Source organism: Staphylococcus sp. NWU MK-U1 (genome assembly GCF_033283505.1).
GTDB classification, from domain to species: Bacteria; Bacillota; Bacilli; order Staphylococcales; family Staphylococcaceae; genus Staphylococcus; species Staphylococcus haemolyticus.
The window spans coordinates 241,282-260,916 of record NZ_JAVSMG010000001.1 but is presented as its reverse complement, the minus strand read 5'-3'; the positions used below and the strand labels follow the sequence as shown (position 1 = coordinate 260,916).

Annotated in this window: 20 protein-coding genes and 1 pseudogene; 10 read left to right on the top strand and 11 right to left on the bottom strand. The window is 33.0% G+C overall.

The features are described 5' to 3' along the window. Positions 1-39: 39 nt before the first annotated feature. The 8 genes from SBL16_RS01330 to kapB form a co-directional block, all read right to left on the bottom strand. Positions 40-396, bottom strand: coding sequence for a Na+/H+ antiporter subunit G1 (locus tag SBL16_RS01330; RefSeq protein WP_011276272.1), 357 nt, complete (start codon positions 394-396; stop codon positions 40-42). After that, positions 374-664 (bottom strand): Na(+)/H(+) antiporter subunit F1, encoded by a 291-nt coding sequence (locus tag SBL16_RS01325; protein WP_037538732.1) that lies wholly within the window; start codon positions 662-664, stop codon positions 374-376. The genes SBL16_RS01330 and SBL16_RS01325 overlap by 23 nt, the downstream gene beginning before the upstream one ends. Then, positions 664-1,143, bottom strand: a complete 480-nt coding sequence (locus SBL16_RS01320; RefSeq protein WP_037548993.1) for a Na+/H+ antiporter subunit E — start codon at positions 1,141-1,143, stop codon at positions 664-666. The genes SBL16_RS01325 and SBL16_RS01320 overlap by 1 nt, the downstream gene beginning before the upstream one ends. Continuing rightward, positions 1,143-2,642 (bottom strand): Na+/H+ antiporter subunit D, encoded by a 1,500-nt coding sequence (locus SBL16_RS01315; protein ID WP_107611963.1) that lies wholly within the window; start codon positions 2,640-2,642, stop codon positions 1,143-1,145. Before SBL16_RS01315 ends, SBL16_RS01320 begins: the two co-directional genes overlap by 1 nt. Continuing rightward, complete coding sequence (mnhC1, locus tag SBL16_RS01310; protein ID WP_011276268.1) at positions 2,635-2,976, bottom strand: Na+/H+ antiporter Mnh1 subunit C; 342 nt, start codon at positions 2,974-2,976, stop codon at positions 2,635-2,637. The genes SBL16_RS01315 and mnhC1 overlap by 8 nt, the downstream gene beginning before the upstream one ends. Continuing rightward, positions 2,976-3,404, bottom strand: coding sequence for a Na(+)/H(+) antiporter subunit B (locus SBL16_RS01305; protein WP_016931159.1), 429 nt, complete (start codon positions 3,402-3,404; stop codon positions 2,976-2,978). The genes mnhC1 and SBL16_RS01305 overlap by 1 nt, the downstream gene beginning before the upstream one ends. After that, the gene (locus SBL16_RS01300; RefSeq protein WP_107613997.1) at positions 3,385-5,796 is read right to left on the bottom strand and encodes a Na+/H+ antiporter subunit A; all 2,412 of its coding nucleotides are present in this window, start codon (positions 5,794-5,796) and stop codon (positions 3,385-3,387) included. Before SBL16_RS01300 ends, SBL16_RS01305 begins: the two co-directional genes overlap by 20 nt. 133 nt (positions 5,797-5,929) lie before the next feature. After that, positions 5,930-6,310, bottom strand: a complete 381-nt coding sequence (gene kapB / locus SBL16_RS01295) for a sporulation phosphorelay system protein KapB (RefSeq protein WP_107611961.1) — start codon at positions 6,308-6,310, stop codon at positions 5,930-5,932. Positions 6,311-6,378: 68 nt separating this feature from the next. On the opposite strand from kapB, the gene SBL16_RS01290 reads away from it, so the two are divergent. The 6 genes and pseudogenes from SBL16_RS01290 to SBL16_RS01265 form a co-directional block, all read left to right on the top strand. Next, the gene (locus SBL16_RS01290; protein ID WP_107611960.1) at positions 6,379-6,975 is read left to right on the top strand and encodes a peptidylprolyl isomerase; all 597 of its coding nucleotides are present in this window, start codon (positions 6,379-6,381) and stop codon (positions 6,973-6,975) included. A gap of 248 nt (positions 6,976-7,223) precedes the next feature. After that, entirely contained in the window at positions 7,224-7,604 is a 381-nt protein-coding gene (gene ygs / locus SBL16_RS01285) for a S1 domain-containing post-transcriptional regulator Ygs (RefSeq protein ID WP_011276262.1), read from the top strand. Positions 7,605-7,779: 175 nt separating this feature from the next. Then, positions 7,780-8,907: an NADH-dependent flavin oxidoreductase gene (locus SBL16_RS01280; protein WP_037538717.1), complete on the top strand. Its 1,128-nt coding sequence runs from the start codon at positions 7,780-7,782 to the stop codon at positions 8,905-8,907. Between the two features lie 408 nt (positions 8,908-9,315). Then, positions 9,316-10,506, top strand: coding sequence for an ornithine--oxo-acid transaminase (locus SBL16_RS01275; RefSeq protein ID WP_016931162.1), 1,191 nt, complete (start codon positions 9,316-9,318; stop codon positions 10,504-10,506). Between the two features lie 107 nt (positions 10,507-10,613). Next, complete coding sequence (locus SBL16_RS01270) at positions 10,614-11,858, top strand: Glu/Leu/Phe/Val family dehydrogenase (protein ID WP_029376667.1); 1,245 nt, start codon at positions 10,614-10,616, stop codon at positions 11,856-11,858. Between the two features lie 150 nt (positions 11,859-12,008). Then, a pseudogene (locus tag SBL16_RS01265) lies at positions 12,009-12,140 on the top strand (ISL3 family transposase); the annotation flags it as partial. 182 nt (positions 12,141-12,322) lie between these two features. Here SBL16_RS01265 and SBL16_RS01260 read toward each other — a convergent pair. From SBL16_RS01260 to SBL16_RS01250, 3 genes are all read right to left on the bottom strand, one after another. Beyond that, positions 12,323-13,285, bottom strand: a complete 963-nt coding sequence (locus SBL16_RS01260) for a glycerophosphodiester phosphodiesterase (protein ID WP_107611958.1) — start codon at positions 13,283-13,285, stop codon at positions 12,323-12,325. A 187-nt stretch (positions 13,286-13,472) separates the two neighbouring features. Then, the gene (argH, locus tag SBL16_RS01255) at positions 13,473-14,855 is read right to left on the bottom strand and encodes an argininosuccinate lyase (protein ID WP_011276257.1); all 1,383 of its coding nucleotides are present in this window, start codon (positions 14,853-14,855) and stop codon (positions 13,473-13,475) included. Continuing rightward, a complete protein-coding gene (locus SBL16_RS01250; protein ID WP_075140689.1) occupies positions 14,848-16,050 on the bottom strand; it encodes an argininosuccinate synthase in 1,203 nt (400 codons plus the stop codon). Before SBL16_RS01250 ends, argH begins: the two co-directional genes overlap by 8 nt. Before the next feature lie 333 nt (positions 16,051-16,383). Here SBL16_RS01250 and SBL16_RS01245 point away from each other — a divergent pair, with 333 nt between their 5' ends. The 4 genes from SBL16_RS01245 (at position 16,384) to lepB (SBL16_RS01230) (ending at position 19,633) form a co-directional block, all read left to right on the top strand. After that, positions 16,384-17,715 (top strand): glucose-6-phosphate isomerase, encoded by a 1,332-nt coding sequence (locus tag SBL16_RS01245; RefSeq protein ID WP_107612362.1) that lies wholly within the window; start codon positions 16,384-16,386, stop codon positions 17,713-17,715. 229 nt (positions 17,716-17,944) lie between these two features. After that, positions 17,945-18,517: a TVP38/TMEM64 family protein gene (locus SBL16_RS01240; protein WP_107634611.1), complete on the top strand. Its 573-nt coding sequence runs from the start codon at positions 17,945-17,947 to the stop codon at positions 18,515-18,517. 4 nt (positions 18,518-18,521) lie between these two features. Then, complete coding sequence (gene lepB / locus SBL16_RS01235; protein ID WP_037538701.1) at positions 18,522-19,046, top strand: signal peptidase I; 525 nt, start codon at positions 18,522-18,524, stop codon at positions 19,044-19,046. Between the two features lie 14 nt (positions 19,047-19,060). Next, positions 19,061-19,633, top strand: coding sequence for a signal peptidase I (lepB, locus tag SBL16_RS01230; RefSeq protein ID WP_011276252.1), 573 nt, complete (start codon positions 19,061-19,063; stop codon positions 19,631-19,633). Positions 19,634-19,635 lie beyond the last annotated feature (2 nt).

Here is a 19,635-nt window from a genome sequence, read left to right as displayed (position 1 = left end):
TATAAGAACTTTTTCAATTTAGTCAGTTGCTTGTATTAGTTAAATCATTTTATCTTTAAATTCATTTTTTAGTTCATCGATTTTCGTATCTTTAGTATAAGGTGTTTTATTATTATATGCTGCTCTCATTATTAAATGACTTGAAAGTGGGCCAGTTATAAGAATAAAAAGAATACCAAAGATTAATTGCATATTAATATATCCATCTGTAGCGATAAAGTATAAGAATGTGCCAAACAATAGAAAAATAGCACCTAAAGTTGCTGATTTGCCTGCAGCATGGCCACGCGAATAAATATCTTTTAATCTTATAATACCAATAGCAGTAACGGCACTTATAATAGCTCCTAAAATGACAAAGATAACTGCTAAACTAATGATGATGTTCGTTATCACGTTCGATCACCTTACCTTTATCCATATATTTTGAGAAGACGGCTGTTCCTAAAAAGGCCAAAATACCAATTAATAAAATAGCAACGAGTAAATATTCTGAACCTATGAATATACTATATAACGCGATACACGCCATTAGTTGTAAACCGATTGCATCAAGCGCTAAAATTCTATCGGCTAATGTGGGACCTTTGATGATACGTACAAACATCGCTAACATTGATATTGCAACAACAATTAAAGCAATAATCATGATGATTTTTACCATTAGTCTTCGCCCACCTCTCTAACTACTCTCTCTAATGAAGATTTTATACCTTCAACTTCTTCTTCTTTAGTACTGAAATCTATAGAGTGAATATATATTTTTCTTCTATCATCACTAATACCTAATACGACTGTTCCTGGCGTCAATGTTATTAAATTAGATAATAAAACGATTTGCCAATCAGTTTTTAAATCAGTGTGATATACGAAGAAACCTGGCTCATTCTTAAGTTTAGGTTGTAGAACAATTTTTAAAACGTCGATATTAGCTTTTAATAATTCTACAAAAAATACAACCGCTAATTTTAATATCTTATAAATTTTTATGAAATAAAATCTTCCTGGTAATATTCTACTAAATAAATATACAAATCCGAGTCCTAGTATGAAACCGAGTAAGAGGTTATTTAATGTATAGCTACCACTTAAGAAAATCCAAATAAAAGCTAAGATAAAGTTTAAAATAATTTGAATAGCCATTATGATCTACCTCCTAAGACACTCTCAATATAGATGCTAGGATCGTAAAACGATTGAGCCGCCTCAGAAATCAATGGATATAATAAATCAGCAGATAATCCAAATACGACTGTGATGACGACAGCAATTATTGAAATAGTAGTAGCGTGTTTAACGTTAACACTTTGAGTAGGCTCATAACCTCTAGGTTTCCCGAAAAAGCCTTTTAAGAAAATATGAATGACTGAATATAGCACAACTAAACTTGAAAGTAATACGATAATACCACTTACATAAAACCCTTTTTCAAAGGTTGCTTGTACAATGTAATATTTACCATAAAAACCACTTAGAGGTGGTATACCAGCGAGACTTAGCGCTGCGATGAAGAAAGTCCATCCTAGTACAGGGTAGTGTTTAATTAAACCGCCAAAGTCTTTAAGACTTGTAGATTTCGTAATTTGATACATCACACCTATAAGTAAAAATAGGGCAGTTTTGACTAACATGTCATGAATTGTGTAGTAAATCGCACCTATAATACCTGCTTCATTCATCATTGCTACGCCAACTAAGATAACTCCGACTGCAATCATGATATTATAAATAATTATCTTTTTAGTGTCATCGTATGCAATCGCACCGACCGAACCAAAAATGATCGTCAATAACGCTAAGAATAAAATTGTATAGTGCGAGAAACTCATTGTGTTGTGGAAGAACAAGCTTAAAGTTCTTAAAATCGCATATACGCCTACTTTTGTTAGTAGAGCACCAAAAAATGCAATGATTGCAAATGGTGGTGCATAATATGAACCTGGCAACCATACGTACATAGGGAAAGCACCAGCTTTAGTTGCGAACACGAAGATAAATAAAATAAAGACTATACTTAAGAGTCCGCTATGTGTGTTAGACAATGTAGATAATTTTTCACTAATATCTGCCATGTTTAACGTACCAACGATGGAATATAAAATCGCTACTGCAATTACAAAGAATGTTGAGGTAACTATATTAACTAATAAATATTTGACAGTTTCACGTAATTGAATTTGAGTGCCACCTAGTACAAGTAGTGCGTAAGATGACATTAGGAAGACTTCGAAAAATACAAATAAGTTAAATATATCTCCAGTTGTAAATGCACCTATAATTCCTACTAACATAAATGTGATAGAGAAGTGATAATAATAACGTTCTCTATCAATTCCTGCTGTGGTATTTGAAAATGCAGTAATTAAAATGGTGATAATGATACTAGTCACAATCAACATTGCACTAAAACTATCTAGTAAAAAGATAATGCCATAAGGTGCAGGCCAAGAACCCAATTCTACTTTAAGCGGACCATCGACATATACATTTCTTAAATTGATTATTGCCACTATTAGTGTCAGGACTAGACCAGTTAAAGTGACATATCGTTTCGCACGATAACGTTGTCCTAAAAAGACCAATATAATTGCTGTAAAGATAGGTACGACTAATGAAAGGACGACTAAGTTATTTTCAATCATCATCTAACACTCCTTTCATTCTTTCTACGTTGTCAGTACCTAATTCTTTGTATGTTCTAAATGCTAAGACTAAGAAAAAGGCAGTTGTCGCAAAAGCGATAACGATTGCCGTTAGTATTAATGCATGGGGGATGGGATCGACATATTGACTAATATTTTTTTCATAGATTGGCATTTCGCCATGTTTCAATCCACCCATGGTAATTAAAAATAAATTTGATGCATGTGTAATTAAAGTTGTCCCCATAACAATTCGTATCAAACTTTTAGATAAAACGAGATAGACACTAATTGAAGCGAGGATGCCACATACAAATATCATAATTATTTCCACTATTCGCTCTCTCCAATCGTTATAATAATTGTCATAATCGTTCCAACTACTGCGCAAAGAACTCCGAAATCAAAGAACATCGGTGTGTTCATATGAACAGGTTGAAGTAGGGGCAACGGTATATTAAATTCCGTGTGTGTGAAAAAGTTTTCACCATAGAACCAACTCGCTAATGGAGTACCAACACAGAATAATAAGCCTATTCCAATTAAAATTTTAAAATCCCACGGAAACACCTTTTCCATCGTTTTAATATCAAACGCAATTGCGATGATAGTTAGTGCACATGATAATAGTAAGCCACCTACGAAGCCACCACCAGGTGTATAATGTCCTGCAAAGAATAAAGTGACCCCAAATAAGGCGATTAGAAAGGCGATAATAACAGCAGCATATTGAAACATTAAATTATTGTTCTGTCTGTTCATCACTCTTCACCTCACTTGATTGATGTTTACGACGCAACTTAATCATTGTATAGACACCTAAACCGGCAATACCTAATACAGATGATTCAAATAAAGTATCCATACCACGGAAGTCAACAAGTATGACATTTACCATGTTCTTACCGTGAGCTAAATCATAAACATGTGCTTTATAGTATTCTCCAATAGATGTAAAATGTCTGTTTCCGTATGCAATTAAACCTAAGATAATGACAACAAGTCCGACACCAATTGAAATAAGTGCGTTCGTTAATTTAAATGACCGTGTTTCATTATAACGATTTAAATTAGGTAAATGATAGAAACATAATAAGAATAACGCTGTAGAAATCGATTCTACTACGAACTGTGTTAAGGCAAGGTCTGGTGCTTTGAAAAATACAAATAACACAGATACTGAATAACCGACCACACCTAGCATGATAACGCTAAACAAACGTGATTTAGCAATAACAACCATAAATGCCGCGATAATTAATAATATTAAAATCGCTATTTCATAAATATGAATATTATTTATATCTTTAAAATTAAAGTCAAAAGGAACACTTAGTAACGTCACAATCGTAACGACAATAAGCATACCAAATATAATGACTAAGCTATCTCTAACATAACCATTTACATAACTATTCGTCATATTCGCTGAATAATTAGGCAAGTATTTTCCAGTAGAATCGTACCAATGATTTAATGTTAGACGTGTTGGCTGAGCGTGTAAGAGTCTGATCCAATAACTAAATGTTAGTAATAAAAGAATACCTAATATCCAAATAATTAATGTTGAAATAAATGCAGGCGTAATACCATGGAATAAATGGAATTCCGCATTAACATTACTCATACCACTAATTGCAGTAGTCGCTGGTTCTACAATAGATTGCGTTAATAATCCTGGGAATAACCCAAAGACAACAACGAGTACTGCTAAAATGATTGGAGATAATAACATTAATATTGAAGCTTCATGTGCTTTTTTAGGTAAAGCATTCGGTTGATGTTTACCAAAGAAAATATACATAATAAATTTAATTGAATAAACAAACGTAAATATACTACCCACAATAGCTAAAATAGGAAAAACAATACCTAATGTATCTAAACTGAAAACATTAGCGTGAGAAATCTCAATCATGGCTTCAAGAAATTTTTCTTTAGAAAGGAAGCCGTTAAACGGTGGAATACCTGCCATACTTAATGCTGTAATAACAGTAATTGTAAATGAAATAGGCATAATCGTTAGTAAACCACCAAGTTTTTTAACATCTCTTGTGCCTGTAACATGATCTACAGCACCTGTAATCATGAATAACGCACCTTTAAATGTGGCGTGATTCACTAGATGAAATACTGCTGCAGTAAAACCAGCAATGTACAATTGGCTTTGACTTCCCTCGAAATGATAACTTACGGCACCAATACCTAACATCGACATAATCATGCCAAGTTGAGATACTGTTGAGAATGCAAGTATACCTTTCAAATCTTGTTGTTTTGTTGCATTTAAAGATGCCCAGAAAAGTGTGATTAGACCAACTAAAGTAATTGTCCAAATCCATCCTTGTGATATCGCAAAAAGCGGTGTAACACGTGCAACTAAATATAATCCTGCTTTTACCATTGTTGCCGAGTGTAGATATGCACTGACTGGGGTAGGTGCTTCCATAGCGTCAGGCAACCAAATATAAAATGGAACTTGTGCAGATTTAGTAAATGCACCCAGCATAATAAGTACCATTGCGAAGATAAAGAATGGACTATGTTGAATCTCAGATGCATTAGCAATTAGCTCGTGTAAGCTAAGTGAATCACCTGCTAGAGAAATTAAAATGAATCCCCCTAATAAACTTAATCCACCAAATACGGTAATGATTAATGACTTCTGTGCACCATAAATAGATGCCTTTTTTTCTCTCCAGAAAGAGATAAGTAAAAAACTTGAAAACGAAGTCAATTCCCAAAATAGATATAGAATTATTAAATTGTCTGAAAGGACAACGCCTAACATTGCACCCATAAATAGTAATAAATAACAATAAAAATTACCAAGCTGTTCAGATTTACTTAAGTAACCAATGGAATATAAAACCACTAACGATCCTATACCTGTTATAAGTAAACTGAATAAAATGCTTAAGCCGTCAAGATACAAATCAAAATTCATACCTATATGTGGCATCCAGTTTAATGTTTTTATTACTGTATTACCTGACTGAGTAGTCGAAATAAGAGATAAGAAATAGATAAATAAGACAACAGGAATAGGTAATACAAACCAACCTAAATGAATCTTTTTAAAGAATCGATATAGAATTGGAATAATGAGTGCAAATATTAACGGTAAAATGACCGCAATATGTAACAAACTCACTATGTTATCCTCCTTAAAAAATATTTATGAAATATATTATACATGAATCATATTGTTCTGAAAAACGACGAAAACGCATATGAGTAGTGATTTTTCAGAACTTGTTAAATAAGAAGAAACACGTTCAAATGACTTATAAAAATTTTTGTTTATATTGAATTGAATAGTCATTTTTTAAATTTTCAAGATTGTTTAAGGCTAGTTTTGCAAATTCAGTATTTTGCTGTTTTAAATCATTTTCCATTTTTGTAATAGCTTGTTGAAGTGACGATTCATAAGTCATTTCCTCAACATTAAACTCACGCAATTGTGAACGCGTTGCATAACGTTTCTCATAATGACTTAGAGCACGTCTTTCATGGAAAAAGACACCTTCAGTTTGTCCTGGATTATGTAAATCACCTTGTTTTGGATGTTTAATCACTTGCTCAACTTGAACTAGAACTTGGTCGTCATTCTCTTCTTTAATTGTAACGCCGTAAGCGCCAGTCTTATGTGAGAATCGGTATAACATGCTATATTACTTCCTTTCAAATGTGTTAAGATGTATCTATATCATCATAACATGAATGGAGAATTGAAATGACTAACTATCCACAACTAAACAAAGAAATACAAGACAATGAAATTAAAGTTGTTATGCATACAAATAAAGGCGATATGACATTTAAGTTGTTCCCAGATATCGCGCCGAAAACTGTTGAAAATTTTGTGACACACGCTAAAAATGGTTATTATGACGGTATTACTTTCCACCGTGTTATTAATGACTTCATGATTCAAGGAGGAGATCCTACAGCAACTGGTATGGGTGGTGAAAGTATTTATGGAGGTTCTTTTGAAGATGAATTCTCTTTAAAGGCTTTTAACTTATATGGTGCGCTTTCAATGGCAAATGCAGGACCAAACACAAATGGTTCTCAATTCTTTGTTGTACAAATGAAAGAAGTTCCAGAATCTATGGTTAACCAATTAGTAGATGGTGGCTGGCCTGAACCGATTGCCAAAGCATATGCGGATAATGGTGGCACGCCTTGGTTAGATCAAAAACACACTGTGTTCGGACAACTAATTGGAGGCGAAGCAACTTTAGAAGATATTGCAAATACTAAAGTAGGTGCACAAGATAAACCTGTACATGATGTAGTTATTGAATCTATTGATGTAGAAGATAAATAATAATTGATTATGAACAAATCTTTCGAATCGACGGTTGATGTCGATTCGTTTTTTTTATGGTTTAAACTTTCAATTCAATTGCAATTTTTAAAACGATAACCTTAAATGCGAACGTTAATTTAGTATTTGTCGAAAGGGTTATTATATTTTTGAAAAAATGTGGATTTTTATTGGTTTATAGTTAGTCCAAGTTTGTGATTTATGCTATTATAATTATGTTAAGTAAATCGAAGTAAGGGGTTATCAAGTTGAATAATCACTATAAAGAAGGTCAGCATATTAAAGTGCGTGTGACTGGAATTCAACCGTATGGCGCTTTTGTTGAGACCCCTGACCATACTGAAGGACTTATCCATATTTCTGAAATCATGGATGATTACGTCCACAACTTAAAAAAATTTCTATCAGAAGGACAAATCGTTAAAGCAAAAATTTTATCAATTGATGATGAAGGAAAACTAAATTTGTCTCTTAAAGATAATGATTACTTTAAGAATTATGAACGAAAAAAAGAAAAGCAGTCAGTATTAGATGAAATTAAAGAAACAGAAAAGTATGGGTTTCAAACACTTGAAGAACGCCTACCGGTCTGGATTAAACAGTCTAAACGTGCGATTCGTAATAATTGATTGACTGTTAACACGCTAAGCTAACGTTATATTTTAATATAACGTTAGCTTTTTTATGCGTTTGATTATAAAAAAGCGACACCAATATATGCATGTACAGTCAAGCAGAATATTGGAGGAGCTTTAATTTTGCGTGCTATAGTCTAGTCATAATTAAAAAGGAAAGGACTTACCTATGAATAAAAAATATGAAAAATTATTTGAAACCGTAACTTTGCCAAATGGGGTTGAATTAAAAAATCGTTTTGTATTGGCGCCATTAACGCATATTTCATCTAATGATGATGGTACAATTTCTGACGTGGAAATACCGTATATTGAAAAGCGCTCTAAAGATGTTGGTTTAGCTATCAATGCTGCAAGTAATGTTAACGATATTGGTAAAGCTTTTCCGGGACAACCTTCTGTTGCGCATGATTCAGATATAGAAGGACTCAAGCGTTTAGCACAAGCTATGAAGAAGAATGGTGCTAAAGCTTTAGTTCAAATTCATCATGGTGGCGCACAAGCATTAGCTAATTTAACACCGAATGGAGATGTTGTTGCACCAAGTCCTATCACTTTAAAAAGCTTCGGACAACAACATGAACATGATGCTAGAGAAATTACGCCTGAAGAAATTGAACAAACAATTAAAGATTTCGGTGAAGCAACGCGTCGAGTAATCGAAGCTGGGTTTGATGGCGTAGAGATTCATGGTGCTAATCACTATTTAATTCACCAATTTGTATCTCCATATTATAATAGAAGAAATGATGAATGGTCTGATCACATGAAGTTTCCAACTGCTGTTATAGATGAAGTATTAAAGGCCAAATCAGAATATGCGAGCGATGATTTCATAGTAGGGTATCGACTTTCTCCTGAAGAAGCTGAATCACCAGGTATTTCAATGGAAATTACCGAACAATTAATTAATACAATTACTGAAAAATCAATTGATTATGTTCATATATCTCTTGGAGATATTCACTCAACTACAAGAGAAGGTAAGTATGCAGGACAAGAGCGATTGAAATTAATTCACCAATGGGTGGATGGTCGTATCCCAGTTATTGGTGTAGGATCTGTATTTACAGCTGATGATGCATTAGACGCTATTGAATCAACAGGTGTTGAACTCGTAGCACTTGGTCGTGAAATATTATTAGATTATAATTTCATCAGCAAAATTCAAGAAGGAAAAGAAGATGAAATTTTATCAGAATTTGACCCTCATCGTGAAGATAAGCATGAATTAACACCTAATTTGTGGAAACAATTTAACCAAGGTTTTTATCCGTTACCTCGTAAAGATAAATAGTATTAATGAGTGAATAGATGTTAAACTTTGCGGTTAGTTTTAATCTAGTTAAAAAGAAGATGTTCAAAATATCTTTATAAATTTAATTTGATAAATGTAGATGAACTTAGAGTTTATAATAGATTATGGCAATCTTTCTTGTCATAATCTTTTTTATGTAAATACCAAAGGAATCTTAATTCATTTTATTTATCGGAAAATTTTTAATATTTTGCTTGTATAAATATTGATAGGTATGTCATTATATCTGTAAGGGCTTTCATTTAGAAACGAAGGGCATATTTGATGTAACAATGAGTCATTTAATGCTCTTATTAATTTTGCAAATATACTTCTTTGTATATGACATCGAAAGCCGTAATCGTATGGCCATTAGTTTTAATATAAATTAATCAAAGGGGAGATATTATGACTAAGTCAGAACAAATCATTGAATTAACAAACCATTATGGAGCTCAAAACTACGTACCACTACCAATCGTTGTTGCAGAAGCGGAAGGTATTTGGGTAACTGATCCAGAAGGTAATAAATATATGGATATGCTTTCAGCTTATTCAGCTGTTAACCAAGGACACCGTCATCCTAAAATTATTCAAGCACTTAAAGATCAAGCTGACAAAGTAACTTTGGTTTCTCGTGCTTTTCATAGTGATAATTTAGGTGAATGGTATGAAAAAGTTTGTAAATTATCAGGTAAAGATAAAGCACTACCAATGAATACTGGTGCGGAAGCAGTTGAAACTGCATTGAAAGCTGCACGTCGTTGGGCATATGATGTAAAAGGTCTTGAACCAGATAAAGCTGAAATTATCGCATTTAATGGTAACTTCCATGGTCGTACTATGGCGCCAGTATCTTTATCATCAGAAGCTGAGTACCAACGTGGTTATGGTCCATTATTAGATGGTTTCCGCAAAGTAGATTTCGGCGATGTTGATAAATTAAAAGAAGCTATTAATGAGAATACAGCTGCTATTTTAGTTGAACCGATTCAAGGTGAAGCAGGTATTAATATCCCACCTGAAGGTTATCTAAAAGCTATCAGAGAATTATGTGATGAACATAATATTTTATTTATTGCCGATGAAATTCAAGCTGGTTTAGGACGTTCTGGTAAATTATTTGCGACTGATTGGGATAATGTTAAACCTGATGTTTATATTTTAGGAAAAGCGCTTGGTGGCGGCGTACTACCTATTTCTGTAGTCTTAGCTGACAACGAAGTACTGGATGTATTTACACCTGGTTCACACGGTTCTACGTTTGGTGGTAATCCATTAGCTTGTGCCGTTTCAATCGCTGCGTTAGATGTCATATTAGATGAAGATTTACCTGGCCGTTCACATGAATTAGGGGAATACTTTAAATCTGAATTACAAAAAATTAATCACCCAGCTATTAAAGAAGTACGTGGTCGTGGTCTCTTTATTGGTGTTGAATTACATGAAAGTGCTAGACCTTTCTGTGAAGCATTAAAAGAAAAAGGACTATTATGTAAAGAAACTCATGATACGGTGATTCGATTTGCTCCACCTTTAGTTATTTCTAAAGAAGAATTAGATGATGCATTAGATAGAATCAGAAGCGTATTTAATTAAGTTCAAAAAGTTGTAACATTCATTTTGAAAACCCTTTAAAAAGCAAAGACATGTGTTACAATATGTATGAAAGCGAAATCATTTGTTAAAAAGAGGCGAAAGTGATCATGACTGAGAATAATAATTTAGTGACTTCTACACAAAGTATCATTAAAGAAGCTTTACACAAATTGGGATTTGACGATGGTATGTATGATTTAATCAAAGAACCATTAAGATTTTTACAAGTTCGTATCCCAGTACGCATGGATGACGGTACTGTTAAAACATTTACAGGTTATCGTGCTCAACATAACGATGCTGTTGGTCCAACTAAAGGTGGGGTCCGTTTCCATCCTGAAGTAGATGAAGAAGAAGTTAAAGCATTATCTATGTGGATGACTTTAAAATGCGGTATTGTTAATTTACCATACGGTGGTGGTAAAGGTGGTATCGTATGTGACCCACGTCAAATGAGTATTCATGAAGTTGAACGTTTATCTCGTGGATATGTACGTGCAATTTCTCAATTCGTTGGTCCTACAAAAGATATTCCAGCACCAGACGTATTTACTAACTCTCAAATTATGGCTTGGATGATGGATGAATATAGTGCTTTAGATAAATTTAACTCACCTGGTTTTATTACAGGTAAACCTATCGTATTAGGTGGTTCACAAGGACGCGATCGTTCAACTGCATTGGGCGTAGTGATTGCTATTGAACAAGCAGCTAAACGTCGTGGTAAGGAAATTAAAGGTTCTCGCGTAGTTATCCAAGGATTTGGTAATGCAGGTAGTTTCCTAGCTAAATTCTTATATGACATGGGTGCAAAAGTCGTAGGAATTTCTGATGCTTATGGTGCATTACATGATCCAGAAGGTTTAGATATCGATTATTTATTAGATCGTCGTGATAGTTTCGGTACAGTTACAAACTTATTCGATAACACAATTTCTAACAAAGAATTGTTCGAGTTAGATTGTGACATTCTAGTACCAGCTGCGATTTCTAACCAAATCACTGAAGATAATGCGAATGATATTAAAGCCGATATTGTTGTTGAAGCGGCTAACGGACCTACTACACCTGAAGCTACACGAATTTTAACTGAACGTGGTATCTTATTGGTACCAGACGTACTAGCAAGTGCTGGTGGTGTAACAGTTTCATACTTCGAATGGGTGCAAAATAACCAAGGTTATTATTGGTCTGAAGAGGAAGTTAACGATAAATTACGTGAAAAATTAGTAGATGCGTTTGATACAATCTACGAATTAGCACAAAATAGAAAAATTGACATGAGACTAGCAGCTTATATTGTAGGTATTAAACGTACTGCAGAAGCAGCTCGCTACCGTGGTTGGGCATAAGCCATAATATCAATATAATTAGGCTCTATAATAAATTGGACTGATGACAAATTTCATCAGTCCAATTTTTATATTTGAATACAAAAATGGCGCAATTACCTCTATAATTATTAGTTACCACACAAAATAAAAAAGAAAGGTAATGCGCCTATGTGTAAGTCTATATTAAATACATTAAGAATTAAAGATAAAAATCAAAATTTTTCAGATGAAGTGATTGAGAAAAAACATAAAGGACGAATGAGCTTGTTCTACTATGCCGAGCTCACTTATCAACCTACGCTATTTATGCAAAAAGAGATTAAACAACTTAAGGTTGATTAATCTCAACATTAGGACTCATCAATCCGATTTGACGAAGAGCTTATAATTAAAACGCTATCGTTTGTTTTGATACATAAACAAGCGATAGCGTTTATTTTGTTGTTCTCTAAATTATTAATTTATGAACCATAGTTATACTTTTATTTTTGAGCACTTATTGCTTTATATTGCTCAGCATAATTTGTAAACACACCATCAACACCGTATTGGTTCAAGCGCTGCATATCGGCAGTTTCATTCACGGTAAATGGATGTACAAGGAAACCTAAATCCTTTAAATGAGCTGTATTTTGTGCATTTAAATCACTATATTCAGGACCGACACCAATTGCATAAGAACGAATACGTTGTAAATCTGCTTCACTTTGTTGAGCTAATTCACCTTTGTCCAATAGGCGTATTAATGGCACAGTTGAATTTAATTGATGCATTTTTAATAAGCTAGCTTCTGAAAATGATTGTACCAGGACATGTCCATTTTCTAGAGAATTTGAAGTAAGCATGTTATGTCGGTTTAGTGTGTCTAGCAGTTGTTGTTCCATGCCAGGATAAACATCAGGCTGCTTTGTTTCAATATAATAATTGGCATCTGTACCATAACGTGTCAAAATTTCATCTAATGTTGGAACTGTAGCACCTTTATAACTATCTTTGGCTAATTGAGGATTTTGTTCATTAAATGATGAACCCGCATCTAATTTCTTTAATTCAGCTAATGTATAATCCTCGACACGTCCTGAGCCGTTTGTTGTACGATCAACTGTTTCGTCATGCATTGCAACTAAATGACCATCTTTAGTGCGTTGTAAATCTATTTCAATATATGAGGCACCTAATTCATTATGACTTTTATCGTACGCTGCAAAAGTATGCTCTGGTGCATAGCCACTAGCACCACGATGTGCAATAGTAGTATGGCGCTCTCCTGTTAAATTTCTTGACCAATTAGTATGATTGTTTTGAGTTTTAGATGCATTAGTTAGGTTCGTAGTTGTAGTGTTTGATGATTCACCACCACTTGCTTCAACGGGCGTATGTATAATCGCTAGACTCAAACTGGCTACTGTTAAACATGAAATGATACCTTTATTACTTGCTTTCAACAAACTCATCCTTTCAAAGTTAAATGTATAATTAAAATCTATCAGTGATATTTTGTGTAAGAAAGTGAATTTGCAGAAGCTTTAAATAACTATTATATAATTAATGTTCACTCAATATATTTAACAAAAAGGTTGGGAATGGATAGAATTCATTCAGAATTCGTTGGCCCATACCCAACCTCTAAAATTAATCGTTATTTAATAATTTTTCAGCAACTTTAAGCTGATGACGTACTGCGTCTTGGCCTGTTGAACCATAACTTTTTCTTCGGCTAAGACAGTTTTCCGGTTTAAGATAATCATAAACATCTTGATCAATATTTGAATTTAATTCTTTGTAACGTTCAAGAGGTACATCTAATAAATAGATACCTTGTTGAATGCACTCAAAGACAATTTTACCAACAATTTCGTGCGCCTTTCTAAATGGTACATCTTTAGCTACTAAATAATCAGCTAATTCCGTTGCATTTGAAAAGTCTTGATGCACAGTTTCGTTTAAACGGTCTGTATTAACGGTCATTGTATCTAACATACCTTCAAAAATTCGTAGTGAACCTTTTATAGTACGTACTGAGTCAAATAAACCTTCTTTATCTTCTTGTAAGTCTTTATTATATGCAAGTGGTAACCCTTTTAATGTTACAAGCATGCTCATTAAATGTCCTGTAGCACGTCCTACTTTACCACGAATAAGTTCTGCCATATCTGGATTCTTCTTCTGAGGCATAATAGATGAACCTGTAGAGAAAGCATCAGATAGGGTAATGAATTTCGCTTCATCCGTAGACCAAAAGATAATTTCTTCAGCAAAACGTGATAAATGAATCATAGTTAATGAAATATTATGCAAAGTTTCAATAATGTAATCACGATCGCTCACCGCATCTAAACTATTCTCATAAACTGAACTAAATTCTAATAATTGTTGCGTTTCGTGTCTATCGATAGGGTGTGTTGTACCACTTAATGCAGCTGCACCCAATGGTGAAATATCAATACGTTTCATACTATCAACAAAACGTGAATAGTCTCTTTCTAGCATCCAGAAATATGTCATAACATGGTGTGCAAAAGAAATCGGTTGAGCACGTTGTAAGTGTGTATATCCTGGCATGATTGTATCCACATGTGATTGAGCTAGTTTAAGAATGGATGTTTGGAATGAACGAATAAGGTCTTGAATTTCAAGTACTTCTTTTTTTACGTATAAATGCAAGTCAGTAGCCACTTGGTCATTTCTACTACGGCCTGTATGCAACTTACCTCCAGCGTCACCGACACGTTGAATGAGTTCATGTTCAATGTTTAAATGAATATCTTCAAGCGATTTTTTAAACGCAAGTTTCCCATTATGAAAGTCTTGTTGAATCTCTTTTAAGCCATTAATGATTGCGTCTTTATCATCTTGTGAAATGATATTTTGATTAGCTAACATGGTAGCATGTGCAATACTACCTTGGACATCTTCATCCAACAATGTTTGGTCGAAATCTATGGAAGCATTAAATTCATCTACCCAATCTTCCGGCTGTTGTTGAAAACGACCACCCCATGCTTTACTACTCATTACTATAACCTCCATGAAGATATGCATTTACTTGAGTAGGTAAACCATAAATATCGATGAAACCTACGGCTGCTGATTGATTGAATGCATCTTCTTTAGTGTATGTTGCTAATTTTTCATCATATAGCGTGTATGGAGATTTTCTTCCATTAACAATGGCATTACCTTTAAATAATTTAATTCTAACATCACCTTCAACATATTGTTGCGTGCTATCAATGAATAATTTTAAGCTATCAGTTAATGGTGAGAACCATAAACCATTATAAGTTTGTTCAGCAAATTGTTTTTCAATCACTGGTTTAAAATGAGCTACATCTTTAGTTAACGTTAATGTTTCAAGTGCTTTATGTGCTTTTAATATTACTTCTGCACCTGGAGTTTCATATATTTCACGAGATTTAATACCAACTAGACGATTTTCTACATGGTCGATACGTCCAATTCCGTGTTTTCCAGCTAATTCATTCAAAGTTAATATTAATTGATCTAAGTCATAATCTTGATGATTTAATTGAACTGGAACACCGTTTTTAAATGAAAGGATAATTTCATCAGGTGTATCTGGTGTATCTTCTAACTCTGCAGTTAAATCATAAGCGTCTTTTGGAGGGGCAGCATACGGATCTTCTAAAATACCACACTCATTTGCTCTACCCCATAAGTTTTGATCAATTGAATAAGGAGAATCGTGATTGATGCCAACGGGGATATTGTGTTTAATGGCATAATCAATCTCTTCTTCACGACTCCAACCCCATTCTCTTACTGGCGCAAATGCTTTTAGGTTAGGGTTTAATGCTTTAATAGCAACTTCGAAACGAACTTGGTCATTACCTTTACCAGTACAACCATGCGCGATACCGACAGAATTAGTTTGTTCAGCAATCTCAACTAATTTCTTAGCGATAAGTGGACGAGATAAAGCTGATACGAGTGGATAACTATTTTCATACATTAAGTTACCTTTGATTGCATAACTTACAAAGTCATCACTAAATTCTTTAGTAGCATCAATAATATGACACTCAACTGCACCCATATCTAGTGCTTTAGAGTATACAACATCTAAATCTTTACCTTCACCAACATCTAAACATACAGCTACGACATCATAGCCTTTATCTATAAGCCATTTAACGGCTACACTTGTATCTAATCCACCTGAATATGCTAATACGATTTTCTCTTTCATTAAAATTCACCTCATAATTTTTCTGAAAATTGATATAAATTTATACTAACAGATATCAAATGAAAATAAAACCATTTTTTTACATAAATATACAAAAATTCGGAAATACTTTTATCATCAACATATCAATTGTATAAAAGGATATGTTACATATTGATATGGAAATATAAGTATTATTTTATTTAGAAATTATTCATTTTAAAATTATTAAAAAATGTCTTAAAATTGTTGAATTAATTTGAAAATATTCGAATAGTCAGTCATGTCAATTGAATAGAAGGCTTAAAGTTAGTAAAATTAAATCAACAAGGACATACAGGAGGCTTTTATAAAATGACTCATATTCAATTAGATTATGGAAAAGCATTGGAATTCTTTGGTCAACATGAAATTGATCAACAACAAGATATCGTTAAAACAATTCATAAAACGATTCACGAAGGTACTGGTGCAGGTAGTGATTTCTTAGGTTGGGTGAATCTTCCGGAAGACTATGATAAGAAAGAATTTTCAAGAATTGTGGAAGCATCAAAACGTATAAAATCTAATTCAGATGTATTAGTAGTAATTGGTATCGGAGGTTCATATTTAGGTGCACGTGCTGCTATTGAAATGTTAACTTCATCATTCCGCAATTCAAATGAATACCCTGAGATTGTATTCGTGGGTAATCATTTATCATCAACGTACACTAAAGAATTAGTAGACTACTTATCAGATAAAGATTTTTCAGTAAATGTTATTTCTAAATCTGGTACAACTATAGAACCAGCAGTAGCATTTAGATTATTTAAACAATTAGTTGAAGATAAATATGGTAAAGCAGAAGCTAAAAAACGTATCTTTGCTACTACAGATAAAGCAAAAGGTGCATTAAAACAATTAGCAGATAATGAAGGTTATGAAACATTTGTAGTACCAGATGATGTTGGTGGTCGTTATTCTGTATTAACTGCTGTGGGTCTATTACCGATTGCAACAGCTGGTATAAATATTGAATCAATTATGATTGGTGCAAATAAAGCGCGTAAAGAATTATCATCTGATAAATTAGATGAAAATATTGCTTATCAATATGCGACAATCCGTAATATTTTATATAGCAAAGGCTACACTACTGAAATGTTGATTAATTATGAACCGTCAATGCAATATTTCAATGAGTGGTGGAAACAATTATATGGTGAGTCTGAAGGTAAAGACTTTAAAGGTATATATCCATCTAGTGCAAACTATACAACTGATTTACATTCATTAGGTCAATATGTCCAAGAAGGACGTCGTTTCTTATTTGAAACAGTTGTAAAAGTAAACAACCCTAAACACGATATTACAATTGAAGAAGATAGTGATGATTTAGATGGATTAAATTACTTAGCAGGTAAAACAATTGATGAAGTTAATACTAAAGCATTTGAAGGTACACTATTAGCTCACACTGATGGTGGCGTTCCTAATGTTGTTGTGAATATTCCACGCTTAGACGAAGAAACATTTGGTTATGTTGTATACTTCTTTGAATTAGCGTGTGCAATGAGTGGATATCAATTAGGTGTTAATCCATTTAACCAACCTGGAGTAGAAGCATACAAACAAAACATGTTTGCATTATTAGGTAAACCTGGATTTGAAGATAAGAAGAAAGAATTAGAAGAGCGTTTATAATTCTCTAGTCATTCAATAACGTCAATTAAATATGTCTTACACAGTCGATATGGATCAAATTCCGTATCGACTTTTCTAATATATATCTTTATATTAAAGCTAAGGAATGAGTTCTAACTACTACCTGTGACTGATTTATTGTTATATAGGTAGATTTATAAATGAAACAGTGTACAATATTTCTATGAAATAATAACTGTTAATCCAATAGGAAGGATTTGATGTAACTATGTTTCATCAAATTGAACAATGGTTTGATTTATTACAAGGTTTTGGTTATCTGGCTGGATTTATTATTTTATTTTTTAGAGCCATTGTGCCAGTACTTCCTTTAACATTGTATGTTATTTTATGTGTTCATGCTTATGGCTTTATAGCAGGTACGATTATTAGTTGGTTAGGTGTTGTAGCAGGTACTTATACAGTGTTCTTTTTCTGTAGAAAATTTGTTAATGCTAACTTTATGAAGCGGATTAAATCAAGACGCTCAGTTGAACGCCTTATTCATTTTATAGATAGACAGGGCTTAGTACCAATATTTATATTAATGTGTTTTCCGTTTACACCCAATACACTAGTTAATTTTGTGGCAAGTTTCTCTCATATTAGAGGCAAATATTATTTTATAATTTTACTTATATCTAAGTTAATTTCTATAACATTTTTGGCGATTATGGGAAAAAGTGTAACCTCATTTTTCACACATCCTGTTAGAGCAATAATGGTATTAATAGTTACTATAGCGTTATGGTTTGTTGATAAGAAAGTCGAGGGCTATTTCATGGGTTCGGACAAGGAGTGACAAGGTGCGTAGAGTGACAAGTTGGATTGTAGCATTCCTATTTGCTTGTCTGTTTGTCATGTTTATACAAATGTTCTTAGTTAAAAGTGCTGTAGTTCAAACTGATGATATGTCACCAACTTTGAATAAAGGTGACCGTGTCATTATTAATAAAATTAAAGTTACCTTTAACATGTTGAAAGATGGAGATATTATCATGTATCGACATAAAAATCAATTACACTTTGGTAGATTGGTCGGCAAGCCTGGTGAATCAATTGAAGTTAGAAACGGTAAATTGTATAGAGATGATAGACAAGTTAATAAATTTTATGCTAAAAATAGAGATATTAATAATTTTGCAATAAGAGATTTACATGATTCTGATGGTGATATTATTCCGCCAAATTCATATTTTATTTTAAATGATAATGGTGATAAACAAAGTGATTCAAGAACATATGGATTAATAGATAAGGACGATATTGTAGGAGATGTTAGTTTAAAGTATTATCCATTTAAAGAATTTACCTATCAGTTTAATAAGTAGATGAGGTGTTAAAATTGAAGAAAGAAATAGTTGAATGGATTGTTGCCATAGCGGTAGGTTTATTACTTGTATGGGTAATGGTCAACTTCGTAGCTAAATCATATACTATAAAAGGCGATTCAATGGATCCAACACTAAAAGATGGTGAACACGTCATGGTTAACATTCTAGGATATAAAGTTGGAGACATAAAAAAAGGTAATGTAATCGTATTTCATGCGAATCAACAAGACGATTATGTTAAACGTGTTATTGGTGTACCTGGCGATAACGTTATTTATAAAAATGATAAACTATATGTTAATGGTAAAAAGATAAATGAACCTTATCTTGATTACAATGAAAAACGTAAACAAGGTGAATATATTACGGGTTCATTTGAAACTAAAGATTTACTAAATGCAAATCCTAAATCAAATATCATACCAAAAGGTAAATACTTAGTTTTAGGTGATAACAGAGAAGTCAGTAAGGATAGTAGGGCGTTTGGTTTAATTGATAGAGATCAAATTGTTGGTAAAGTATCATTTAGATTTTGGCCGTTTAGTGAATTCAAATTTAACTTTAATCCAGATAATGAAAAATAAGA

What these genes read in the sequence shown, in the direction of transcription:
- SBL16_RS01325 (WP_037538732.1), bottom strand. Translation starts at nt 664, where the DNA reads ATGGTAAAAATCATCATGATTATTGCTTTAATTGTTGTTGCAATATCA.
- SBL16_RS01320 (WP_037548993.1), bottom strand. Translation starts at nt 1,143, where the DNA reads ATGGCTATTCAAATTATTTTAAACTTTATCTTAGCTTTTATTTGGATT.
- SBL16_RS01315 (WP_107611963.1), bottom strand. Translation starts at nt 2,642, where the DNA reads ATGATTGAAAATAACTTAGTCGTCCTTTCATTAGTCGTACCTATCTTT.
- SBL16_RS01305 (WP_016931159.1), bottom strand. Translation starts at nt 3,404, where the DNA reads ATGAACAGACAGAACAATAATTTAATGTTTCAATATGCTGCTGTTATT.
- kapB (WP_107611961.1), bottom strand. Translation starts at nt 6,310, where the DNA reads ATGTTATACCGATTCTCACATAAGACTGGCGCTTACGGCGTTACAATT.
- SBL16_RS01290 (WP_107611960.1), top strand. Translation starts at nt 6,379, where the DNA reads ATGACTAACTATCCACAACTAAACAAAGAAATACAAGACAATGAAATT.
- SBL16_RS01280 (WP_037538717.1), top strand. Translation starts at nt 7,780, where the DNA reads ATGAATAAAAAATATGAAAAATTATTTGAAACCGTAACTTTGCCAAAT.
- SBL16_RS01275 (WP_016931162.1), top strand. Translation starts at nt 9,316, where the DNA reads ATGACTAAGTCAGAACAAATCATTGAATTAACAAACCATTATGGAGCT.
- SBL16_RS01270 (WP_029376667.1), top strand. Translation starts at nt 10,614, where the DNA reads ATGACTGAGAATAATAATTTAGTGACTTCTACACAAAGTATCATTAAA.
- argH (WP_011276257.1), bottom strand. Translation starts at nt 14,855, where the DNA reads ATGAGTAGTAAAGCATGGGGTGGTCGTTTTCAACAACAGCCGGAAGAT.
- SBL16_RS01250 (WP_075140689.1), bottom strand. Translation starts at nt 16,050, where the DNA reads ATGAAAGAGAAAATCGTATTAGCATATTCAGGTGGATTAGATACAAGT.
- SBL16_RS01245 (WP_107612362.1), top strand. Translation starts at nt 16,384, where the DNA reads ATGACTCATATTCAATTAGATTATGGAAAAGCATTGGAATTCTTTGGT.
- SBL16_RS01240 (WP_107634611.1), top strand. Translation starts at nt 17,945, where the DNA reads ATGTTTCATCAAATTGAACAATGGTTTGATTTATTACAAGGTTTTGGT.